This window comes from Chitinophaga sp. YR573, assembly GCF_900110995.1.
GTDB lineage: Bacteria > Bacteroidota > Bacteroidia > Chitinophagales > Chitinophagaceae > Chitinophaga.
This window is the reverse complement of the sequence record NZ_FOJF01000001.1, coordinates 2,526,917-2,546,200: the sequence shown is the minus strand read 5'-3', so window position 1 is coordinate 2,546,200 and position 19,284 is coordinate 2,526,917. Positions and strand designations below refer to the sequence as shown.

Genomic DNA, 19,284 nt, shown 5'->3' with positions numbered 1-19,284 from the left:
GCGTCACACATAGAACATCCTTTGAACATACATAGAACAGAATAATGTGCTCTAAGTATGTTCAACGTATGACCAAGGTATGTTCAACGTGTGCTCAACATATAGAGACTTCCCGAACACTCCCTTACCTCTATATCACATTTTACTTATTATATTTTCATTAAACGGCTATGTTTGGTATCATTTTAGCTGTTACAACGCAGTTTTAAACCATTTAATCAAACCAATAACCCTTTAAGATGAAAAAAATTGCTTTAGCGTCCGCTATTATTTTTGCTATTACTCTGGCTGCCTGTAAAGGAAAGAAAAGCACAGAGAGCTCTGAACAGGCAAGTACTGAACAGACAGATAACAAAGATGCTGCTGCTAATAATACCCCCACCAATGAACCTAAAAGTTATGCTGTAACATTTTCTCCTGATACTGTTTATCTGGGAAAAAATAAGGAAGCATTTGTCCGCTTGAAAGATGGGAAGGCAGTGCAACTATCTGATGCAGATGGAAAAATAACAGGTACAGAACTTACCTACGAAATTGAAGTAACAAATAAGCGGAAATTAGGAGAAAACAGCGTTTACATTAATCCTAATGATTTTCGTTTACAATTAGATAATGGTAATAACATTACCCACGATACTTACAATACAATATCTGCTGCTGCTGAAGCTACCAATTCATCTACTGATAATAAATTCAGATTGCCAGCAGGTACAAAACCTAAATCATTAAACCTGTTTTTTGATGAAACAAGAGTGACTGTTGGTGTAGAATTGAAATAATATTACAGGAAGAACTAAAGCAAAAGGCTCTCCGATGGAGAGCCTTTTGCTTTTAATACACAAACGGTATCAGACGCCAGGTACGTTTTTTATAATCAATATATTCCTGTCCGAAATTTGAAATGAGCAACTCCTCTTCTACCCTCATCCTATTCATAAAAGCCAGTGTTACCGGAATAAATACTATCAACATTCCATACCAGTTATTCAGTGCAAAACCATTTCCTAAAAAAGAAAATAATGACCCCAGATAAGATGGATGACGCAGGTATTTATACAATCCCTGCTGAATGATTTTATGATCTCTACGGATGGTTACATTCACCGTAAAATATCTACCCAATGTATACACTGCTATAAACCTGAAGAGCATACCAGCTACTATCATTCCCATGCCAAAGTATGACGTGTATTCATAACTGTTTATAGGGTTAGAATATCTGCCTGATATATATTGCGCTACTGGCATCACAATCATGATAGTCACCCAGATAGTAATAAGGGAGCGACGATCTGAATGCTGCTTATCTTCCTGACCCGCACGGAATATGCGGTTCAGAATAATCTCTGATGTGATCCAGATAAAGCAGATACACAGGTATAACATAGGTTGATTTTAGATGGCTTTTATTTCTCCATTCTCGTACGCAATGATTACTGTAGGTTGTAAGTTCAGAAACAATCCGGTTTCTACAATACCTGTAATCAATTTTAACTGCTGATGCAATTGTACCGGATCTTTTATTACTCCGAAAGAACAATCGATAATGTAGTTTCCATTATCAGTAATATAAGGCTGATCGTCTTTTGTACGAAGTGTAGGTACTCCCTGTAAAGTCTGTAATGTTTTAAATACCAGCTCCCATCCAAAAGGCACTATTTCCAGCGGTAATGGGAATTTACCAAGGGTCTTAACATATTTACGCTCATCAGCTACGATGATCCTTTTCCTGCTGGCAAGCGCAACAATCTTTTCCCTCAGCAGTGATCCACCACCCCCTTTGATTATCTGCAGGTCTTCGCTGATTTCATCTGCACCATCAATATCTATATCCAGTTGTTGTATTTCACTGAAAGATGTAATAGGAATGCCCAGCTCCCTGGCCTGCTTTTCTGATGCCAGGGAAGTAGCTACTGCCTGGATGTTCAATCCTTCTTTTACCATCTCTCCTATTTTCTTAATAGCCCAGTAAGCAGTAGAGCCTGTACCAAGTCCTACCAACATTCCGGGATGAATGAGTGAAGCCGCCTTCTCTCCTGCTGCCTTCTTAGCTGTAGTAATTGCATCCATGATTATCTCTTTTATAAGAGGCAATATAAGAATTAACACATTTGTATGCGTAAGACTATGTGTCGATTTTCTTATTTTTGATTGCTACCCACAACTATGAATAAAACAAACGATACCGCCTGGCGGATAAAAGCCATCTTTACCGGCTCCATAGGTAACCTGGTAGAATGGTACGACTGGTACGCATATGCTGCCTTCGCTCTCTATTTTGCCCCCATCTTTTTCCCAAAAGGTAACCCCACTGCGCAGTTGCTGGATACTGCCGCTATTTTTGCCGTAGGCTTCCTGATGCGCCCCGTGGGAGGATGGCTGTTTGGCCGTATTGCAGATCGCTCCGGAAGGAAAACGGCCATGACGCTGTCTGTACTACTTATGTCTGTAGGCAGTCTGATGATTGCTATGGCACCTTCTTTCGAGGTAGCCGGGATCCTATCTCCTATTATCTTATTGTCTGCCCGCCTCTTACAAGGCCTAAGCGTTGGCGGTGAATATGGCACCTCAGCTACTTATCTCAGTGAGATATCCACACCAGGGAGACGCGGGTTCTATTCCAGCTTTCAGTATGTAACACTCATCGGAGGACAGCTTATAGCCCTGGGCATTCAAATGCTGTTGCAAAAAGTTTTCCTTACACCGGAACAACTGCATGCATGGGGCTGGCGTATTCCTTTTGTAATAGGTGCCTGCCTCTCATTGTTTGCCCTGATCATTCGGCGGCATATGAAAGAAACTATACAGGTAGAAAAAGATAATGCCAAACGCGGTTCTGTACTGACGCTTTTAAAAGAACATCCACGTGCAGTATTAACCGTTATTGGCCTTACCATGGGCGGTACGCTTGCCTTCTACACTTACACCACATACATGCAGAAGTTCCTGGTAAATACCGTGCATCTTACTAAAGAACGTTCAACAGAATTAACTTTCTGGCTGATGCTTATTTATGCATGTATGCAACCGCTGTTTGGTATGCTTAGTGATAAGATTGGCCGTAAACCATTATTGTTAAGTTTTGGAATATTAGGTACGTTGCTCACTGTTCCTATCCTTACTGCTATCAGCCATACTACAACAGAGTGGTCTGCTTTCTTACTTATCTTATCTGCCCTGATTATCATCAGCGGATATACTTCTATCAATGCCGTGGTGAAAGCAGAGATGTTTCCGGCAGAAGTAAGAGCACTTGGTGTAGGCCTCCCCTATGCACTTACTGTTGCTATCTTTGGTGGTACAGCAGAATACATTGCACTGTATTTTAAAAAGATCGATCACGAATCACTCTATTACTGGTATATAACCATCTGTATTTTTATTTCACTCATTGTATATGCTGTAGTACGCGATACAAAGCATACTTCGCATATTGATAAAGAACTCAAATAATGTTCCCTTACTCAAACATGCCCTATGGCTTTCCCCCATCTTTTTGTTACCCACTAACAGAGTGTTGTATGTATCTGCTTTTTATCCTTTGCTTCTTACATGCATGGAAAAAAGGGGTCGGTAGTGTTGCTTATTTATTAGGCGGTCTGGGCTTTGGTCTGCTACTGGAATATGTAAATGTTATGAGCAGCGCCGGATATAAATATGGTCAGTTCCTGGTAATGCTGGGTCATGCGCCGGATAATATCCCCGTATGGATTGGTGCCGGATGGGGTGTTATTATTTACACATCAAGACTCATATCAGATAGCCGCGGATTAAGTATCTGGGCTGCTGCCGCCTTCGACGCATTACTGGCGCTTAGTATAGATCTGAGTATGGATGTAGTCGCCTATCGCCTGCATATGTGGCATTGGGACTGGCAGGGAATGCATAGCCCCGAATTAGCACTTACCGGGCAATGGTTCGGCATACCTTATGGGAACTTCTTCGGATGGTTATGCGTAGTATTCTTTTATTCCCTGTTTGCCCGCTTCTTAGAGAAAGTAAGTAAGACAAATATCTGGCGTGCTATCACCCCCTTATTCTCCATATTGATTTCACAGGTAGTATTATGGTTAATGCTCTTCCCTGTTTCCGATTGGTTAAAACTTACATTCAATATTGCCAGTAAAGAAAAACTGATCTTTTTATTAGTGCTTTTTCCAATAATGTCCATCATAGGATTCAGAAAACGAAGAGATCTACAATACCCTGCATTACCATCCATTACGTGGCTGGTGCCTGCATGGTTTCATCTCTATTTTTTCTGCTGGTTATTTATAGGAGGATTTTCAGCAGAGAATAAATGGATGACATTCTGGTGTGTTGTAAATTTGCTGACAGGCATCGCTATACATTGGTGGTTACATCTTCGTAAGCCAAAATTAATTTCCGAACTTTGAATATATGAAACAGGAAAGCAAAAATATAAAGTACAGCCGGCTGGCTGCTAAAACAGCAATCAGGATATTTATTATTATGTTATTCTGTGGTATTGTCCCTTTCATTTCGGGTCAGCAACCATGGGATGCCCGTCTGGAAGATACTCATCTTGTTATTACCAATAAATGGACACTGGTATTTCCGGTTATTCTTTTTATAGGGTTTCTGACACTGCTCATTCTCTGTATGAAAAAGAAATACCAGGAACCAGATATTAACTGGCTACTGGTATTAAATACGTTGATATTATTATCCTACCTGGTAATGTTATATAGCAGGATCTTTAAAGCAATAATGGTATAATCATTTTGCTTTTAACCATTCTCCATCCAGATAAATAATATCACGGTTCAGGCATTGCTCAATGACTGCCGTGATATCATTTTTTATATCTTCTGTAACACGGTTCAGTCCTAATGTTTTTGCCACCATCGGTATAGCTGCTACTGTTGTAATTGCCACTGCATCTGTTACCACTTTTTCCACAGCTACTATTATTTCTTCCGGCGCTATATAAGAAAGTTTACGGGACGCTGCCGGTAAATTAGCACGGCTACGTAATGATGGTACTTCCATCTGTGCATCCCATAAGAATTCTTCTTTTACAATAATACTGCCCGTACTTTCTGCATTTGTAATTGCCTGCTTCAGTATATCCCTGATACGACTACCGACTCTGGAAACACCTGCAGCTTCTATCATTCGGCGGATTACTTCTTCTGTATGTACCGGGCTTTCTACCACAACGATTCCTTCCAGCCAGCTTTGCATTTTATCTGACGGATGTAAATGAAATTCTTTTGTAGTGATTTCCACAGGTAGTACTGCCAACTCATATAAAGGAGCTGTTTCTTCTTCCGTTTCCCTGATAATTGTATAATCTTCGGCTACATTATCTTCTTCAATATTCTCTACCTTTTGTGCATCTTCTATTGCATCCAGTAATCTCTTCAATTCACGCGCAGGATGACGGAACCAGTCTGTACTCCATACCCTGTATATTTCCCAACCCATATCTTCCAGTACCTGCTGGCGTAACCGGTCTCTGTCGCGGGCAGAACGTGCAGTATGATAAGATGCTCCATCACATTCTATTCCCAGTAAATATTTCCCGGGATTTTCCGGGTCCGTCACGGCAAGGTCTATATAAAATCCTTTACTTCCAATCTGTTTATGCACGGTGTAACCTGCTGCCGTAATCTGTGCTGCAACCATATCTTCAAATGGAGCCTGCGCAGGTGTACCATCTGTAAAAGCAGATGGTAATTTTCCATGTTGTGCAAAGTAGAGGAAGTTTTTTAACGCACGTACTCCTTCACTTTCTGTTTTGCTGAGATCAATATCATCGGAAGTAAGATTAGTAAATACTTCACAGCGTTGTTTCGCTCTCGTTATTAACACATTCAATCTGCGTTCTCCACCTTCATTATTTAAAGGGCCGAAAGAAAGATTTACATTTCCTTCCGGTGTACGTCCATAACCAATGCTGATAAAAATTACATCTCTTTCATCTCCCTGTACATTCTCCAGGTTCTTTACAAAGAACGGTTCATGCGGATGTGCTTTAAAAAACATTTCTACATCCGGTGTAGTTTTACGCGCTGTTTCCAGCGACTGCTGTATTGCCTGCATCTGTGCAGTACTAAAAGCAACTACGCCTAGACTCATTTCCGGATGTTTGCGTACATGTGCTATCACAGCAGCTGTGATAGCATCCGCTTCTTTTTGATTGGTACGTGTTTTACCTCGATCATAGGTTGCGTCCTTCAATAAATGATATACTAATCCCATTTGCTGATCTGCACCCGGACTAGGAAATATCACCAGTTTATTTTCATAGAATTCATGATTCGAAAATGTGATCAGTGATTCATGACGACTACGATAATGCCAGCGCAACATTCTTTGCGGAGCTCCCTGTGCATCACACATTCCTAATATGCTTGGCATATCTGCTGTTACATTTTCTTCATCATCTACTTCTTTCAGGAGAGAATCAAAAAAGCTACTGGGCGGTAATTGTTTACTATCTCCTACTACCACTAATTGTTTTCCACGCAGCAAAGCACCTAATGCATCAACGGGTCTTACCTGACTGGCTTCATCGAATATTACAAGATCAAACTGCAACGAACCAGGTGGTAAGAAGTTAGCGATGGATAAAGGGCTCATCATAAATACCGGCTTGATAGCCTGTATGGCCAATCCCGCTGCCTGTACCAATTTGCGGATAGGCATATGCCTTGCCTTTTTATTAAACTCTGTACGTAATACGTTTACTTGTCCGCCTGCTTCCAAAGGAGGTACACCGTCCCAATGTTTCAATGCTGCACGTGCTCTGTTATATTGCAGATTGAGTGTGTCCAGTTTTACAAACTGTTTCACTGCCGACTCATGACTGGATCGTTCAAATTTACGCAGTGATGCATGTTCTGTTAATGCCTGCTCCCAAAGATATTCATACCATGTTCTTTGTAGTGCTGCTTTCAATCCTTTATATCCTTCCTTCCAGCGCGTCACTATATCTATCAATGGCTGAAAGCCTTCAGTAGCAGCCGTTGCAGCCAGGTTGTTCCATGAAATTATCTGATGTATTTCAGGCAACCCCTTCATCCACGATTGCAACAAAACAATCTGTTCTTCGTATGCCCGTTGTAGTAAGGGCGTTACATTTCTGAAACGCAATAATTCATTAAGAGCAAGTGAGCTTACTACATTTTCTATCGCTGCTCCATGTTGCTGCATTGTTCTTAACAACGTATCATAATACCCTTTTGCTCTTTCTACCGGTTCGTTTTTTTCCAGGTAATCAAGTATTACGGTTGTACATGATCCTATACTAATCTGCTTGTGTACTTCTGTCAGATAATTAGTCGCAGTTTCCAATGCATCCCAGTTCGTCTGCCCTTTTTGCCAGCGTAATCCAAACAGTTCTTTTGCCAGTGTTTCCTGTTCCTGGATTAGTTTATCCAGACGGCGTGCTTCAAGAATAGCATCTACACAAGACAATTTACCGGCTACATCTTTTGGTAATCCTGCTTTACACAAAGCAGCCAGCTGACGTTTACTCCGGTTATAATCCCCGATTATAAATTTGTACCACTTATCCCCATAGGCCAGCAGGTTCTGTCGGATTTCAAGTACCTGTTGTTCCCATGCTTCAGGAATCAATATCTCATCATATACTTTATGGATTTGCGACAAACGTCTTCCTGTTTGTAACAACTCTTTGATATCTTCTTTTTGCTGCAGCCATGCCGGGTGTTTTATACGGACATTACTAATGTCAGGAGATACAGATGCCAGCTGTGTAACAAAGGATAAGTCCATACTATGTTTGCGACTCAGTGGCATGGGCAATCCTATATGCCCGGCAATAATAGCACTCTCATGTTGCAGCGCGGTGGTGGTTGTTTCTCCCAGTTGTAATATGGGTAACAATTTTTCTTCTGCTGCAGGTGTCAGTACTGTTAACTGGCTACCCCAGAATAATAATGCAGAAGGTACTCCGGTTTCAGCCAGGCGCGCTTCTATACGTGCGGCAATTGCTTCTGCCCGTTGCATAAGACGGGCATCCCATGTAGACAATGATTGTATAGGAATACGGGGCAGATCCATATTTCCGAACTGCTCTCTTAATTGTAAGAGATAGCCCATTATTTTTTGCGGTGTAAGTCCGCTTTGCGCTACCGGTGTATTTACAGAGATGCAATAATCGTTCAGCTCATTTCTGTAATCATTCAGTAAGGTTACTTCCTGTTGCAGTTGTTGTATAGCAGGCTTACCGAGTTCCAGTGTTCTTCTCAGTTCCTGATGTAGTTCTTTTTTATTTGCTTTATGACTATGCAACTCAAGACAGGCATCTCCCAGCTGAATACTGTCCAGCCTGCGTTTCACCACTTCGAGCGCCGCCATTTTTTCTGCTACGAACAACACCTTTTTACCTTCCCCGATAGCATTGGCAATAAGGTTGGTAATCGTTTGTGATTTACCTGTACCCGGTGGACCTTGTATTACAAGGTTACGTCCTTCCTGTACAGCCAGCATTGCCAGCAGTTGTGAACCATCTGCATCTACTACCTGATGCATTTCATGTGCTGATGTTTCTGTATCAATAAACGCATCTTCTGAAACACCTGGTTTGCCTTCATTAAATCCTTCTCCAAAAAGACTCTGCAGGATTGGATGATTACCTGGTTTCTCATCTTCCGGCCATAGGTCACTATCCAGATCATGGTAGAGCATCAGTTTTCCGAAAGAGAAAAATCCCAATTCTACTGCATCCGGTATTACCTGCCAGCCAGGCATGCCGTTAATAACTTCTGCTAATTCCTGAATATATTCCGCCACAGCTATCTCATCTGCTTCAGGCATATCAGGTAACAGGATACCATACTCTGTTTTTATTTTTGCCTGCAGACTCAGATTCATTTCTACTTCACCACCGGTGTAGCGTAAACGAAAACGTTCTCTAGCACTGGATCTTTCCAGTGACACAGGAATTAATACCAGCGGGGCTTGCCGCACTTCTTTAGTATTGTCTTTATCATACCATTGCAGCATACCCAATGTGATAAACAGGATATTCACACCCTGCTCTTCCAGACTGGTACGCGCTGCATAATATGTATTGAGTAATCTGTTTTGCAAACTGGTTACTGTTTCCTGTGTTTGCAAACGGGTATCATATACTACTTCTTCCTGTTCCAATAAAACAGGTGCTTCCGTTTCTATAATTTCCTTATTACCGGACTTAGGCAAAAAGGTCATTGCTTTCCCCTGCTTTACCAGTACTTCGTAAATGTTAACCGCCTTTTCTTCTTCAATATGCACTCCTCGACTGGCTGGTAAATGATAATTGAGTAAGGGGTTACGCAATCCCAGGTCCAGGAGTTCCCTGCGGGATGCTTCAAGTTTTGTTAGGATTGATTCCTGCATGTACAGCTCATTGTAACAACAAAAAAAATGATAATTTATCTTAAGAACGATTTATGGGGATAATTTATTCTTGTTAATTTTTTAAGTTCACAACATTAACATGGAATTCAACAAGATAAATTACAAAACAAAGAAAGTACCTTTATCCACATAACCATATAAGCAACGTTGTGTATCAGATATTTTACCTGCTCTGGGGAACAGATTGGCACATTGCATTAAAAATCTCCGGCTATGTATTAATTACGCTTTCCTTTATAGGGGTCGTAAGTACAATATTGCTGGAAAACAGGAATCCGGTAAAAGCACTTGCTTATATCATGTTGCTGGTATTTGTTCCAATAGTGGGATTGATTGTTTATTACTATCTGGGCCGGGACTTACGCAAGCGCCGGCGCTTTACTTTAAAAGGTAGTAAAGATGCTACCCTGATGTTACGCTATTTTGAATCTCAGCGTAAAGAAATAGAACATTTACAATTAAAGTTACGCCATGAGGTAGCAAGTAAGCAGGAGATTTCTGCTATGTTATTGAATACCAGGCACTCTGTACTTTCTCATAATAACCGCATAAAGGTACTGCTGAACGGAGAAGAAAAGTTTCCTGCCGTAATGGAAGCACTTCGTGCGGCTAAACACCATATCCATATTGAGTATTACATTTTTGCTGCAGACGATGTGGGGAATGCGATCACAGACATTCTGATAGAGAAATTAAAAGAAGGTGTTGAGGTTCGTTTTATCTATGATGATTTTGGTTCAGATAATATAGGTGGGATTCCTGATCTGCTGGAAGATAACGGAGCAGAGGTATATTCTTTTTCTCCTGTCCTGATCAATTTTTACCTGAATGCAAATTATCGTGATCACCGTAAAATTATCGTGATTGATGGAGAAGTAGGTTTTACCGGTGGTATTAATATAGACGACCGTTATCTGAATAATGGTAAACATGAAGTTTTCTGGAGAGATACCCATTTACAGCTGGAAGGCGATGTAGTAAACCTGTTGCAATTACAGTTTCAGATGAGTTACCGCTATTGCAGTAAAAAGACTTTCAATTTTGGTCCTCCTTATTTTCATCGTTCAGATATACAGGATAATTGTTTTGCAGATGTTGTTGCCAGTGGTCCGGATTCGGATTTCCCGATGACGATGCAAACTATCCTGATGGCATTGAATGTTGGCCGCCGGAGCATCCGGATCAGCAATCCTTATTTTATTCCAAACGATCAGATTCTGACTGCTTTGCAGATGGCAGCACAAGCTGGTAAAAATGTAGAGTTATTACTTCCTTCCCGGGGAGATTCTTTTTTTGTGCAACACGCTGCACAATCTTATATTAAGCCAATGCTGGATGCAGGGGTGAAAGTATATTTCTATCAGAAGGGATTTATCCATGCCAAGACTATTGTCATTGATGATAACCTGGCAATTGTTGGTACAGTAAATTTAGATAACCGCAGTTTTTATCTGAATAGTGAAATTGCTGTTGTGATATACGACAAGCCAACTATTCAAAAATTGCAAAACGCTTTTAAACAGGATTTACAGGATGCGGTCCTGATTGAACGCCGCTCCTGGAAAAACCGTTCAATCTGGCAACGTTTTATTGACGCTGTTTGCAGATTGCTTACTCCTTTATTATAAGTAACTATTAATCTTCGTTGTCGTTTGCTTCTTCCAGATCTTCGTGCCTGTCTCCACCCAGACTGTAGAAATTATTTTCCTCATCTTCTTCTCCCAGTGCTTCTTCGTCATCATCCAGTTCTGCTCCGGGGATATCCAGGCTTTCATCAAAGTCTGCCGGGTCTACTCCTTTCTCTCTTGCAATTTCATTATTGAGTCTGGAAGAACCAGTCACTTTTTCCACATCCAGATCTTCCTGTTCTTCCTGGTTCATGATATCTTCACTTGCCGGGTAGATGGGATAACCAGGAAAATCGTCTTCTTTATTTTCTTCTTTCCCTTTTGCATGGGAAAGATCCTTGTCTGTTTTAACGTCTCTGTTTTTCATGGTAATCTTTGTGTTGATCGTGAAAAGATATAACTGTAAGATTTCCACAATTACCGTACCCTAATTACTTCCGATCATTTTAAGACATACTGGTGCCAGTACTTTAATTTCCTGCTTTGTAGGTTTTAACAAGCCGGTAATTTTATTTCTTTTAAAAACTACTACATTATCTGTTTGCTGGTTTGCTACCAACAGAAAATTGCCTGATGGATCTATCATAAAATTCCTTGGTGTTTTACCTCCGGAAGATTGTTGTCCTTTTTTTACAAGATGCCCATTTTTCTGATCTATACTATAGATGACTATATTATTTAAACTTCCACGGTTAGATGCGTATAAAAATTTACCATCCGGGGAAGTGTGGATATCTGCACCTGAGATTTGTCCTTTAAATTGTTCCGGCAATGTGGATATCTCCTGAAAACCTATAAGCGCTCCTTTTTTATAATTGAAAGCAGTAATCTTTCCATCCAGCTCTTGAATCAGGTAAACCCATTTTCCATTCGGGTGGAAAACAAGATGCCGGGGTCCCGAACCCGGAGCTAATGGAGCAAAACCCGGAGTTGCCGGAACCAGGGGTTGAACATCTCCCTGCTGATAAGTGTAAATGGCTACCTGGTCAATTCCCAGATCTGAGACATAGAGAAATTGGTGATCGGGACTAAACACCACACAATGTACATGTGGTTTTTCCTGACGTTCCTTATTTGCTCCCGAACCGGTATGTTCAATAGTTTGTACAGGTGCATCTATTCTTCCATCTTCTTTCACAGGAAGAACAGAAAAACTTCCGCCTCCGTAATTTCCCACTATTACATATTTACCGTCCTGGTCGGTATTCACATAACAAGGCGTTTCTCCTCCTGAGGATTGTTTGTTTAAAAAGTTTAGTTGCCCGGTAGTGGTATCCCAGTCAAAAGCACTCACTCCTCCGGTCTTTCCTTCATTCACAGCATACACATGTTTCTTGTCCGGGGCGATCACCATATAAGACGGGTTATCCACATCTTTGGCAATACTAACAAAACGCAGTGTCCCGGTTACATTATTGAAAGCGTAAACATTGATTCCCTGGTCAGCAGTTTTAGTATAGGTACCGATCAGTAAAAAACTTTCATTGCCAGTTGTATCAGTTTTTGGTTGAGGCATGGAAGTCAGTAGTAAGCTGGTGTAGGCAAGTAGTGTATTAAGCATATTGGGAAGCTTATTTAGGTACGAGTAATTTACGAAATAAGGAATAAATCCGGAAAACGTATTTTAAGGGGCCAATTTTCAAATTACCCCCTTTTTGATCCAATGATATTACCACTATCCTGATCGTTTAAATTTAAGGAGATAATGAGGTCGTTATTATAATCCTTATTTGATTGATTATCAATATATTATGTGTTTTTAATGAAAAAACCCAGCCCGAAGAAACGGACCGGGTGTTTTTATACTTCTAATTTAACCTTCACTTTAATTGATATCTTTTCCAGCATTATAAGCTGCAAATAGAAATATATTGATACCCATTGATTATGGGAAAATTTCTTATGTTATATAAAACTTGTTTTTATTGTTTTTACAAAATTACCTGACACAGATAATTGGGTTATGAGTTTTCAGTTGTTTTTAAGAGCAGAAGTTTTTCTATCAAAATTTAGAAGTAGCTATATAATGATATACTTTTTCCTGATTTATAAATTTACGTGTTTTGGTCAGAGTCTATAAAGTTGCTCTTTTTAAGAAATCAGTTGTTTTCATAGTGCCAGTTTTTATAAATCTTGAGGGACGATTTCGATACAAGACGAATATAAACAAAAAAAATACATGCTTGTAGAAAAGCATGTATTTTTATTTTGGACAAATAAGTCTCTTTTTATCTTCCCATGTACACCATTAAAATCTGTACATCACTCGGATTTACTCCACTAATTCTACTAGCCTGACCAAGAGTACGGGGACGAATCCTGTTAAATTTCTGTCTTGCTTCTGTACTTAATGAAACCAGTTTAGCATAATCAAAGCTATCTGGAATTACTAAGTCTTCCAACTGGCTCATTTTTTTCACCAGTTCATTTTCCTTTTCTATATATACTTCATACTTCACCTGAATTTCTGCCTGCTCTAATGTCTCATTACTGAAACCTGCCAGGGCACTTTCCATTTTTGCTACATGCTCTTTCATGATGAAAATATCCATAGAAGGACGGAGCAATATCTGGTAAGCACGAATTCTCTGTGTTAAGGGAGCCGTGTTTTTTTCTATTAACAGCTGATTGATATCTTCAGGATCAATCGGCAACTCTTTCAATATTGCTTTTATCTTCTCTACTCCTTCCTGTTTTTCTTTCACTTTATCCATTCTCTCCTGACTGGCCAATCCCATACGATAACTTTTTTCTGTAAGACGGAGGTCCGCATTATCCTGTCTTAACAGTGTACGGAATTCTGCACGTGAAGTAAACATACGATAAGGTTCATCCGTTCCCTTATTAATAAGATCATCTATCAATACTCCAATGTAAGCTTCACTCCTTTTCAAAACAAATGCAGGTTGACCGGTTGCTTTCAGGTGAGCATTTATTCCGGCCATTAATCCCTGGCAAGCTGCTTCCTCATATCCGGTAGTTCCATTTATTTGTCCTGCGAAGAATAGATTTTGTACCTTTTTTGTTTCCAGGGAGAACTGCAATTGTGTTGGTGGAAAGTAGTCATACTCTATCGCATACCCCGGACGGAACATCTTCACATTTTCAAAACCGGGTATTAACTGAAGCGCTTTGTATTGAACATCCTCAGGCAGGGAGGTAGAAAATCCATTCACATAAATTTCCACGGTATTCCAACCTTCAGGTTCTACAAATAACTGATGTCTTTCTCTTTCAGCAAACCTGTTGATTTTGTCTTCGATACTTGGACAATACCTTGGACCTATACCCTGAATTCTTCCCTGAAACATAGGGGAACGATCAAAACCGGTACGTAACATTTCATGTACTGCTTCACTTGTATAAGTGATGTAGCAACTTTTCTGTTGTTCCGGTTTTATCTTTTCAACATCCAGGTAGGAGAATCCTGTAATCACTTCATCTCCTTTTTGTTCTTCCATTTTGGAATAATCAAGGCTTCTGGAGTCTACTCTTGGAGGAGTTCCTGTTTTCAGACGATCGCTTTCGAAACCAAGTTCCACCAGTTGTTCTGTAATTCCGGTAGCTGCTCTTTCTGCTACACGACCTCCACCGAACTGTTTATCTCCAATATGCATTACTCCATTCAGGAAGGTTCCATTGGTAAGTACTACAGATTTTGCTTTTATCTCATGCCCCAACCCTGTTACTACTCCATAACACTGACCATCTTTTACTAATAACCCCTTTACCATATCCTGGTAAAAGTCCACATTAGGTGTTTGTTCCAAAGCTTCTCTCCACTTCGTAGCAAACAACATTCTATCGTTCTGTGTTCTTGGACTCCACATAGCAGGTCCTTTAGAACGGTTCAACATGCGAAATTGGATCATAGACTGATCGGTAACAATACCAGAGTATCCACCTAGTGCATCAATCTCTCTTACTATTTGCCCTTTAGCTATACCTCCCATTGCTGGGTTGCAACTCATTTGGGCAATAGTCTGCATGTTCATTGTAATCAATAAAACCTTGGACCCCATATTTGCTGCTGCAGCTGCTGCTTCACAACCGGCGTGTCCTGCGCCAACCACTATAACATCGTAAGATGGAAACATAAGTTAGTTTGAATAGAAAGCAAAATTACATAGAAGGCGGGACATTATAAGATGTTCCACGTGGAACATCTTAATTAGTTTAAAGTACCCCTCCTCCTGGTATGAATCATTATGTTCCACGTGGAACATATACAGGTTACTTGTCACCAAAGTAAAGTGAGAGGTACTCGTTTTCCTTGTTCCTCATTGTAGCTGCATGTACTTTTCCTTTGTCTTTATACCCACATAAGTGCAAAGCTCCATGAAAAATTACCCTATGCAACTCCTGTTCCTCACTTACCTGGAACTTGGAAGCATTCTCTTTTACCCTATCTACACTTATGTATATCTCCCCTTCCGTTACTTTTGGATCCGTTCCTAACTCAAAGGTTACTATATCTGTAAGGGTATCATGTTGCAAAAACTGCTGATTTATCTCTAAAAGATACTCATCTGAACAGAAAACATACTGTAAACTCTTCAATCCCTGTCCTTCTCTTACAAAACTCTCCTTTAAAAAAGCCTTAAGTTTCGTCTTATTCTTCAGATTTACCTTCACCTCATGAGGTGTAAAGTTGATAGCCATATGTTGTTATTAATTACAAATGTAAAAGTATAGTGAAATTTCTAATTAGCAGTATATCAGCTTTGTTCAATTGGTTGCTACCCCCTACCTTTACACCATCATAACAAACACAGAATATCCAAACATAGTATCACAGCAAAAGAAATTATATACTAAGTAGGGAAGCATCTGAATCAAAAGAACAATAATTAAGATGAAAAAAGGCGCGATTAAATTGTCTTCTCTTGCTATAGGAAAAAGTGCAGTGATTACATCTTTTGAGAAAGATGATCTCTACATCAAACTAATGGAGATGGGTTGTGTTCCCGGAGAAACTGTAAAGATTGAAAAGATTGCCCCCCTGGGAGATCCTATTTCTATCATGGTTGCAGGATATAATCTTTCTCTTCGCAAAACTGAAGCTGACTTTATCTGGGTAGAGGAACTTATTTAGTTCTTCCCTCCTCTTCAAATGATCAATTATAGCAGTTATGATTGATCATTTTTAATTTAGCACCACATGAAAACATCTGCACATACCATACCCACCTACCAGTTAGACCCTTCACATAAGGAACATCATAGGGATACCAGTATAAATATTCCCTTCGGATATCATCAACTTTCATCACATCAACATATCCCCGGTTTTGAAATATACTCCACAGAGGGAATGAAAGGCAGTTATGGTCCTGCTAAATCTAACTTCTATAGGGTAGGTATTATGTTGCAGGGATCATTAGATATGCAGATTGGTCTCGAACAATTTCATGTAAAACCAGGAAGTATCAACTTTTCTATACCCGGACAGGTACATTCCAAATGGAATATTAGTCCTGATACCTTCGGATACTATATACTTTTTGAAGGATCCTTCCTGGAAAACCTGATTCCTCCAGGACAAATAAATCAGGAATTTCCTTTTTATAATTATGCAGGTATACAATTGCTGCAATGTAATGCTACAGAAATAGAAGAATTGACTGCTCTCTTTCTACAGATAAATAAAGAAGTACAAGAGGAAAACTCAGGAAGAATAACTGCGGTGAAAATGTATTTATATCTTCTCTTACTAACAGTTAAACGTAGTTATGAAAAACAAGGATTGGAAAAAGTAAGTGTTGATGCCGGCACAAACCTGGTAACCTCATTTCATAAACTGGTTAGTCAGCACTTTTTAGAACTCAGGCAAGTATCTGATTATGCCAATCTCCTGCATGTAACTCCTAATCATCTAAACAGAATTGTAAAAAACACAACAGGAAAAACTGCTTCGGAGGCTATTGATGAAATGTTAGTACAGGAAGCAAAAGTTTTACTGAGGTACACTACCCTCTCTGCAGCAGAAATCGCATATCAACTTGACTTCAGTGAACCAGCTGCCTTTAGTCATTTCTTCAAAAAACTGACTGATCAAACACCCCTGTCCTATCGGAACCAATAAAAGACAGTCAGCTTCTGCATGATGCAATCAATACATTGCATACCTCAAACAATCTATAGCCTGCGAATCTTTGCAACTTTGATCTGTCTAAAAAACAGATCATGAATTTGCAAAATCAGAAAGTAGTTATTGCCGGTGGTTCATCCGGGATAGGATTGGCAACAGCCCTTTTACTCTCCTCACAAAATGCTAATGTTACAGTTACTGGTCGTGATAGCAGTAAGCTCGAAAAAGTAAAAAAAGAATCCCCTACTATCAACACTGTTTTACTTGATAGCGGAAATAGCCAGGCATTGCAGGAATTCTTTTCAGCAAATGGAAAGTTTCATCATCTTGTAATTGCAGTAAGTGGTGCAAAAGGTGGTGGTGCATTTTCATCTCTTTCATTAGCAGATTTAAGAGAAGGATTCGAAGCTAAGTTTTGGCCCCATCTCCAAACCATGCAGGCAGCTCTGCCCTATCTTGAAAAAGATGGAAGTATTACCATCATCACAGCTGCTTCAAGTAATTCACGTTTACCAGGTACTTCCGGACTTGCAGCTATTAATGGTGCATTGGAACTGATGATCCCTATTCTTGCAAAAGAGTTACAACCACTTCGTGTAAATGCAGTTTCTCCCGGAGTGATAGATACCAGCTGGTGGAACTTTTTAAATGAGCAGGATAAGAAAGCAACCTTTGAACAATTCTCCAAACAGATTTGTGTAGGTCGGGTTGGTCAGCCTGAAGAAGTTGCTTCTGCTATTCTGAGTGTCATTTCAAATGGGTATATCAATGGAACAATTCTCTCTTGTAATGGTGGACTTTAATAAGGTCATTTGTGTACTCCATGTGGATAACTGTCTAATAACATCAAATCAGGGAAGGCCCTGAGAATTAGTTATTCCGTAGTATTCCCCGGATATTTTATTTTATCTCATCTATAAAGCCTTCTTTTTTGAAGGCTCCGAGAATCAAATTACCGGTATATTGGTAAGGATACCTATCATTTATTTCATCTATAAAGCCTTCCTGAGCATAAAAAAACACCCTGTTATTCAAATAACAGGGTGTTTATACTATATTAAATATAATTATAATTATATTTAACTGTAAATCAATTAATTAACTACAATCCGTATTGTGCACTTATCTCCAGCATTCTTTCAATAGGCTTTTTAGCAGCTATACGCAGTGTTTCGTTCATTGTGATCTCGGGTTCCTCGTATTCCATGCACAGATAAAGTTTTTCCAGTGTGTTCAGCTTCATATGTGGACAGTCGTTACATGCACAGGCATTGTTAGGTGGTGCAGGTATGAAAGTCTTACCAGGGTTCTCTTTTTGCATCTGATGCAGGATACCTGTTTCGGTTACCACGATGTACTCTTGGGCATCATCCTTCAGGGTATATTTGAGCAGGCCGGTAGTAGAACCAATGTAATCGGCTACGGCAAGTACAGCTGCTTCACATTCCGGATGCGCTATCACCTTGGCTTTCGGATGTCTGATCTTCAGTTTTGTGATCTTTTCCAGGGAGAAAATTTCATGTACCATGCAGGCTCCATTCCAGAGTAACATGTCTCTTCCCGTTTTACGGGCCAAATAAGCCCCTAAATTCCTGTCGGGGGCAAAAATGATCGGTTGGTCCTTGGGGACGCTTTCGATGATCTTTTCGGCATTAGAGGACGTGCAAATGATATCGCTGAGAGCTTTGATACCTGCAGAACAGTTTATGTAGGAAATCACGAGATGATCTGGATGTTTCTCTTTGAATCGTCTGAATAACTCCGGAGGAGCGCTATCAGCAAGGGAACAACCCGCTTTCAGGTCTGGTAAAAGTACCTTTTTCTGAGGACTCAGAATCTTTGCTGTTTCCGCCATGAAGTGTACTCCGGCGAAAACGATGATGTCTGCATCGGTCTTGGCAGCCTGTTGACTTAGCCCCAGACTGTCACCGATGTAATCTGCCACGTCCTGGATATCCGGTTCCTGGTAGTAATGTGCGAGGACAATTGCGTTTTTCTCTTTTTTCAATCTTTCTATTTCCGCGAAAAGATCCAGGCGCACATCAATGGGCAAATCCAGGAAACCTTTTCGTTGCAATTCATTTTTTGCAATGTTCAGCTCCTTCATCATAATTATATATCTAGTTTATTATTTAAATAAAGAAAGAACCCACTACTATTAGGGGTGTG

General features: G+C 40.0%; 16 protein-coding genes. 8 read left to right on the top strand and 8 right to left on the bottom strand.

Going from position 1 to position 19,284, the window contains the following annotated elements; translation table 11 throughout:
* The first annotated feature begins 239 nt into the window (after positions 1-239).
* On the top strand, positions 240-779 hold the full coding sequence (locus BMW86_RS10630) for a hypothetical protein (protein ID WP_089781622.1): 540 nt from the start codon (positions 240-242) through the stop codon (positions 777-779).
* Between the two features lie 52 nt (positions 780-831).
* On the opposite strand, the gene BMW86_RS10625 is transcribed toward BMW86_RS10630, so the two are convergent.
* Together BMW86_RS10625 and rpiA are read right to left on the bottom strand one after the other, a co-directional pair.
* Entirely contained in the window at positions 832-1,386 is a 555-nt protein-coding gene (locus BMW86_RS10625; protein ID WP_089781620.1) for a methyltransferase family protein, read from the bottom strand.
* Between the two features lie 9 nt (positions 1,387-1,395).
* Positions 1,396-2,070, bottom strand: coding sequence for a ribose-5-phosphate isomerase RpiA (gene rpiA, locus BMW86_RS10620; RefSeq protein ID WP_089781618.1), 675 nt, complete (start codon positions 2,068-2,070; stop codon positions 1,396-1,398).
* A 96-nt stretch (positions 2,071-2,166) separates the two neighbouring features.
* Here rpiA and BMW86_RS10615 point away from each other — a divergent pair, with 96 nt between their 5' ends.
* From BMW86_RS10615 to BMW86_RS10605, 3 genes are all read left to right on the top strand, one after another.
* Positions 2,167-3,453: an MFS transporter gene (locus BMW86_RS10615; RefSeq protein WP_089781616.1), complete on the top strand. Its 1,287-nt coding sequence runs from the start codon at positions 2,167-2,169 to the stop codon at positions 3,451-3,453.
* Between the two features lie 68 nt (positions 3,454-3,521).
* Positions 3,522-4,397 (top strand): carotenoid biosynthesis protein, encoded by an 876-nt coding sequence (locus BMW86_RS10610; RefSeq protein ID WP_177189216.1) that lies wholly within the window; start codon positions 3,522-3,524, stop codon positions 4,395-4,397.
* Between the two features lie 4 nt (positions 4,398-4,401).
* Complete coding sequence (locus tag BMW86_RS10605) at positions 4,402-4,740, top strand: hypothetical protein (protein WP_089781613.1); 339 nt, start codon at positions 4,402-4,404, stop codon at positions 4,738-4,740.
* On the opposite strand, the gene BMW86_RS10600 is transcribed toward BMW86_RS10605, so the two are convergent.
* Positions 4,741-9,375 (bottom strand): DUF3320 domain-containing protein, encoded by a 4,635-nt coding sequence (locus tag BMW86_RS10600; RefSeq protein WP_089781611.1) that lies wholly within the window; start codon positions 9,373-9,375, stop codon positions 4,741-4,743.
* Positions 9,376-9,545: 170 nt separating this feature from the next.
* Between BMW86_RS10600 and cls the strand changes: the two genes are divergently transcribed.
* The gene (gene cls, locus BMW86_RS10595; protein WP_177189215.1) at positions 9,546-11,024 is read left to right on the top strand and encodes a cardiolipin synthase; all 1,479 of its coding nucleotides are present in this window, start codon (positions 9,546-9,548) and stop codon (positions 11,022-11,024) included.
* Positions 11,025-11,031: 7 nt separating this feature from the next.
* Here the strand turns inward: cls and BMW86_RS10590 are convergent, their stop codons facing one another.
* The 4 genes from BMW86_RS10590 to ybeY all read right to left on the bottom strand — a co-directional run bounded on the left by BMW86_RS10590 (position 11,032) and on the right by ybeY (position 15,686).
* A complete protein-coding gene (locus BMW86_RS10590) occupies positions 11,032-11,391 on the bottom strand; it encodes a hypothetical protein (protein WP_089781607.1) in 360 nt (119 codons plus the stop codon).
* Positions 11,392-11,451: 60 nt separating this feature from the next.
* Complete coding sequence (locus BMW86_RS10585; RefSeq protein WP_089781605.1) at positions 11,452-12,585, bottom strand: lactonase family protein; 1,134 nt, start codon at positions 12,583-12,585, stop codon at positions 11,452-11,454.
* Between the two features lie 667 nt (positions 12,586-13,252).
* Positions 13,253-15,121: a tRNA uridine-5-carboxymethylaminomethyl(34) synthesis enzyme MnmG gene (gene mnmG, locus BMW86_RS10580; protein ID WP_089781603.1), complete on the bottom strand. Its 1,869-nt coding sequence runs from the start codon at positions 15,119-15,121 to the stop codon at positions 13,253-13,255.
* A 136-nt stretch (positions 15,122-15,257) separates the two neighbouring features.
* Positions 15,258-15,686, bottom strand: a complete 429-nt coding sequence (gene ybeY, locus BMW86_RS10575) for an rRNA maturation RNase YbeY (RefSeq protein ID WP_089781601.1) — start codon at positions 15,684-15,686, stop codon at positions 15,258-15,260.
* A 193-nt stretch (positions 15,687-15,879) separates the two neighbouring features.
* Here ybeY and BMW86_RS10570 point away from each other — a divergent pair, with 193 nt between their 5' ends.
* From BMW86_RS10570 to BMW86_RS10560, 3 genes are all read left to right on the top strand, one after another.
* Complete coding sequence (locus BMW86_RS10570; protein WP_089781599.1) at positions 15,880-16,119, top strand: FeoA family protein; 240 nt, start codon at positions 15,880-15,882, stop codon at positions 16,117-16,119.
* A gap of 66 nt (positions 16,120-16,185) precedes the next feature.
* Positions 16,186-17,109 carry an AraC family transcriptional regulator gene (locus tag BMW86_RS10565; RefSeq protein ID WP_089781597.1) on the top strand — a complete coding sequence of 308 codons (924 nt, stop codon included), beginning with the start codon at positions 16,186-16,188 and terminating at the stop codon, positions 17,107-17,109.
* Positions 17,110-17,210: 101 nt separating this feature from the next.
* Positions 17,211-17,918 (top strand): SDR family oxidoreductase, encoded by a 708-nt coding sequence (locus BMW86_RS10560; protein ID WP_089781595.1) that lies wholly within the window; start codon positions 17,211-17,213, stop codon positions 17,916-17,918.
* 299 nt (positions 17,919-18,217) lie between these two features.
* Here the strand turns inward: BMW86_RS10560 and nadA are convergent, their stop codons facing one another.
* Positions 18,218-19,222 (bottom strand): quinolinate synthase NadA, encoded by a 1,005-nt coding sequence (gene nadA / locus BMW86_RS10555; RefSeq protein ID WP_089783635.1) that lies wholly within the window; start codon positions 19,220-19,222, stop codon positions 18,218-18,220.
* Between the last annotated feature and the right edge of the window lie 62 nt (positions 19,223-19,284).

Coding starts and splice junctions, on each gene's coding strand:
- BMW86_RS10600 (WP_089781611.1), bottom strand. CDS start 9,375: ATGCAGGAATCAATCCTAACAAAACTTGAAGCATCCCGCAGGGAACTC.
- BMW86_RS10590 (WP_089781607.1), bottom strand. CDS start 11,391: ATGAAAAACAGAGACGTTAAAACAGACAAGGATCTTTCCCATGCAAAA.
- BMW86_RS10605 (WP_089781613.1), top strand. CDS start 4,402: ATGAAACAGGAAAGCAAAAATATAAAGTACAGCCGGCTGGCTGCTAAA.
- rpiA (WP_089781618.1), bottom strand. CDS start 2,070: ATGGATGCAATTACTACAGCTAAGAAGGCAGCAGGAGAGAAGGCGGCT.
- BMW86_RS10625 (WP_089781620.1), bottom strand. CDS start 1,386: ATGTTATACCTGTGTATCTGCTTTATCTGGATCACATCAGAGATTATT.
- BMW86_RS10630 (WP_089781622.1), top strand. CDS start 240: ATGAAAAAAATTGCTTTAGCGTCCGCTATTATTTTTGCTATTACTCTG.
- nadA (WP_089783635.1), bottom strand. CDS start 19,222: ATGAAGGAGCTGAACATTGCAAAAAATGAATTGCAACGAAAAGGTTTC.
- mnmG (WP_089781603.1), bottom strand. CDS start 15,121: ATGTTTCCATCTTACGATGTTATAGTGGTTGGCGCAGGACACGCCGGT.
- BMW86_RS10615 (WP_089781616.1), top strand. CDS start 2,167: ATGAATAAAACAAACGATACCGCCTGGCGGATAAAAGCCATCTTTACC.
- BMW86_RS10570 (WP_089781599.1), top strand. CDS start 15,880: ATGAAAAAAGGCGCGATTAAATTGTCTTCTCTTGCTATAGGAAAAAGT.
- BMW86_RS10610 (WP_177189216.1), top strand. CDS start 3,522: ATGTATCTGCTTTTTATCCTTTGCTTCTTACATGCATGGAAAAAAGGG.
- ybeY (WP_089781601.1), bottom strand. CDS start 15,686: ATGGCTATCAACTTTACACCTCATGAGGTGAAGGTAAATCTGAAGAAT.
- BMW86_RS10585 (WP_089781605.1), bottom strand. CDS start 12,585: ATGCTTAATACACTACTTGCCTACACCAGCTTACTACTGACTTCCATG.
- BMW86_RS10565 (WP_089781597.1), top strand. CDS start 16,186: ATGAAAACATCTGCACATACCATACCCACCTACCAGTTAGACCCTTCA.
- BMW86_RS10560 (WP_089781595.1), top strand. CDS start 17,211: ATGAATTTGCAAAATCAGAAAGTAGTTATTGCCGGTGGTTCATCCGGG.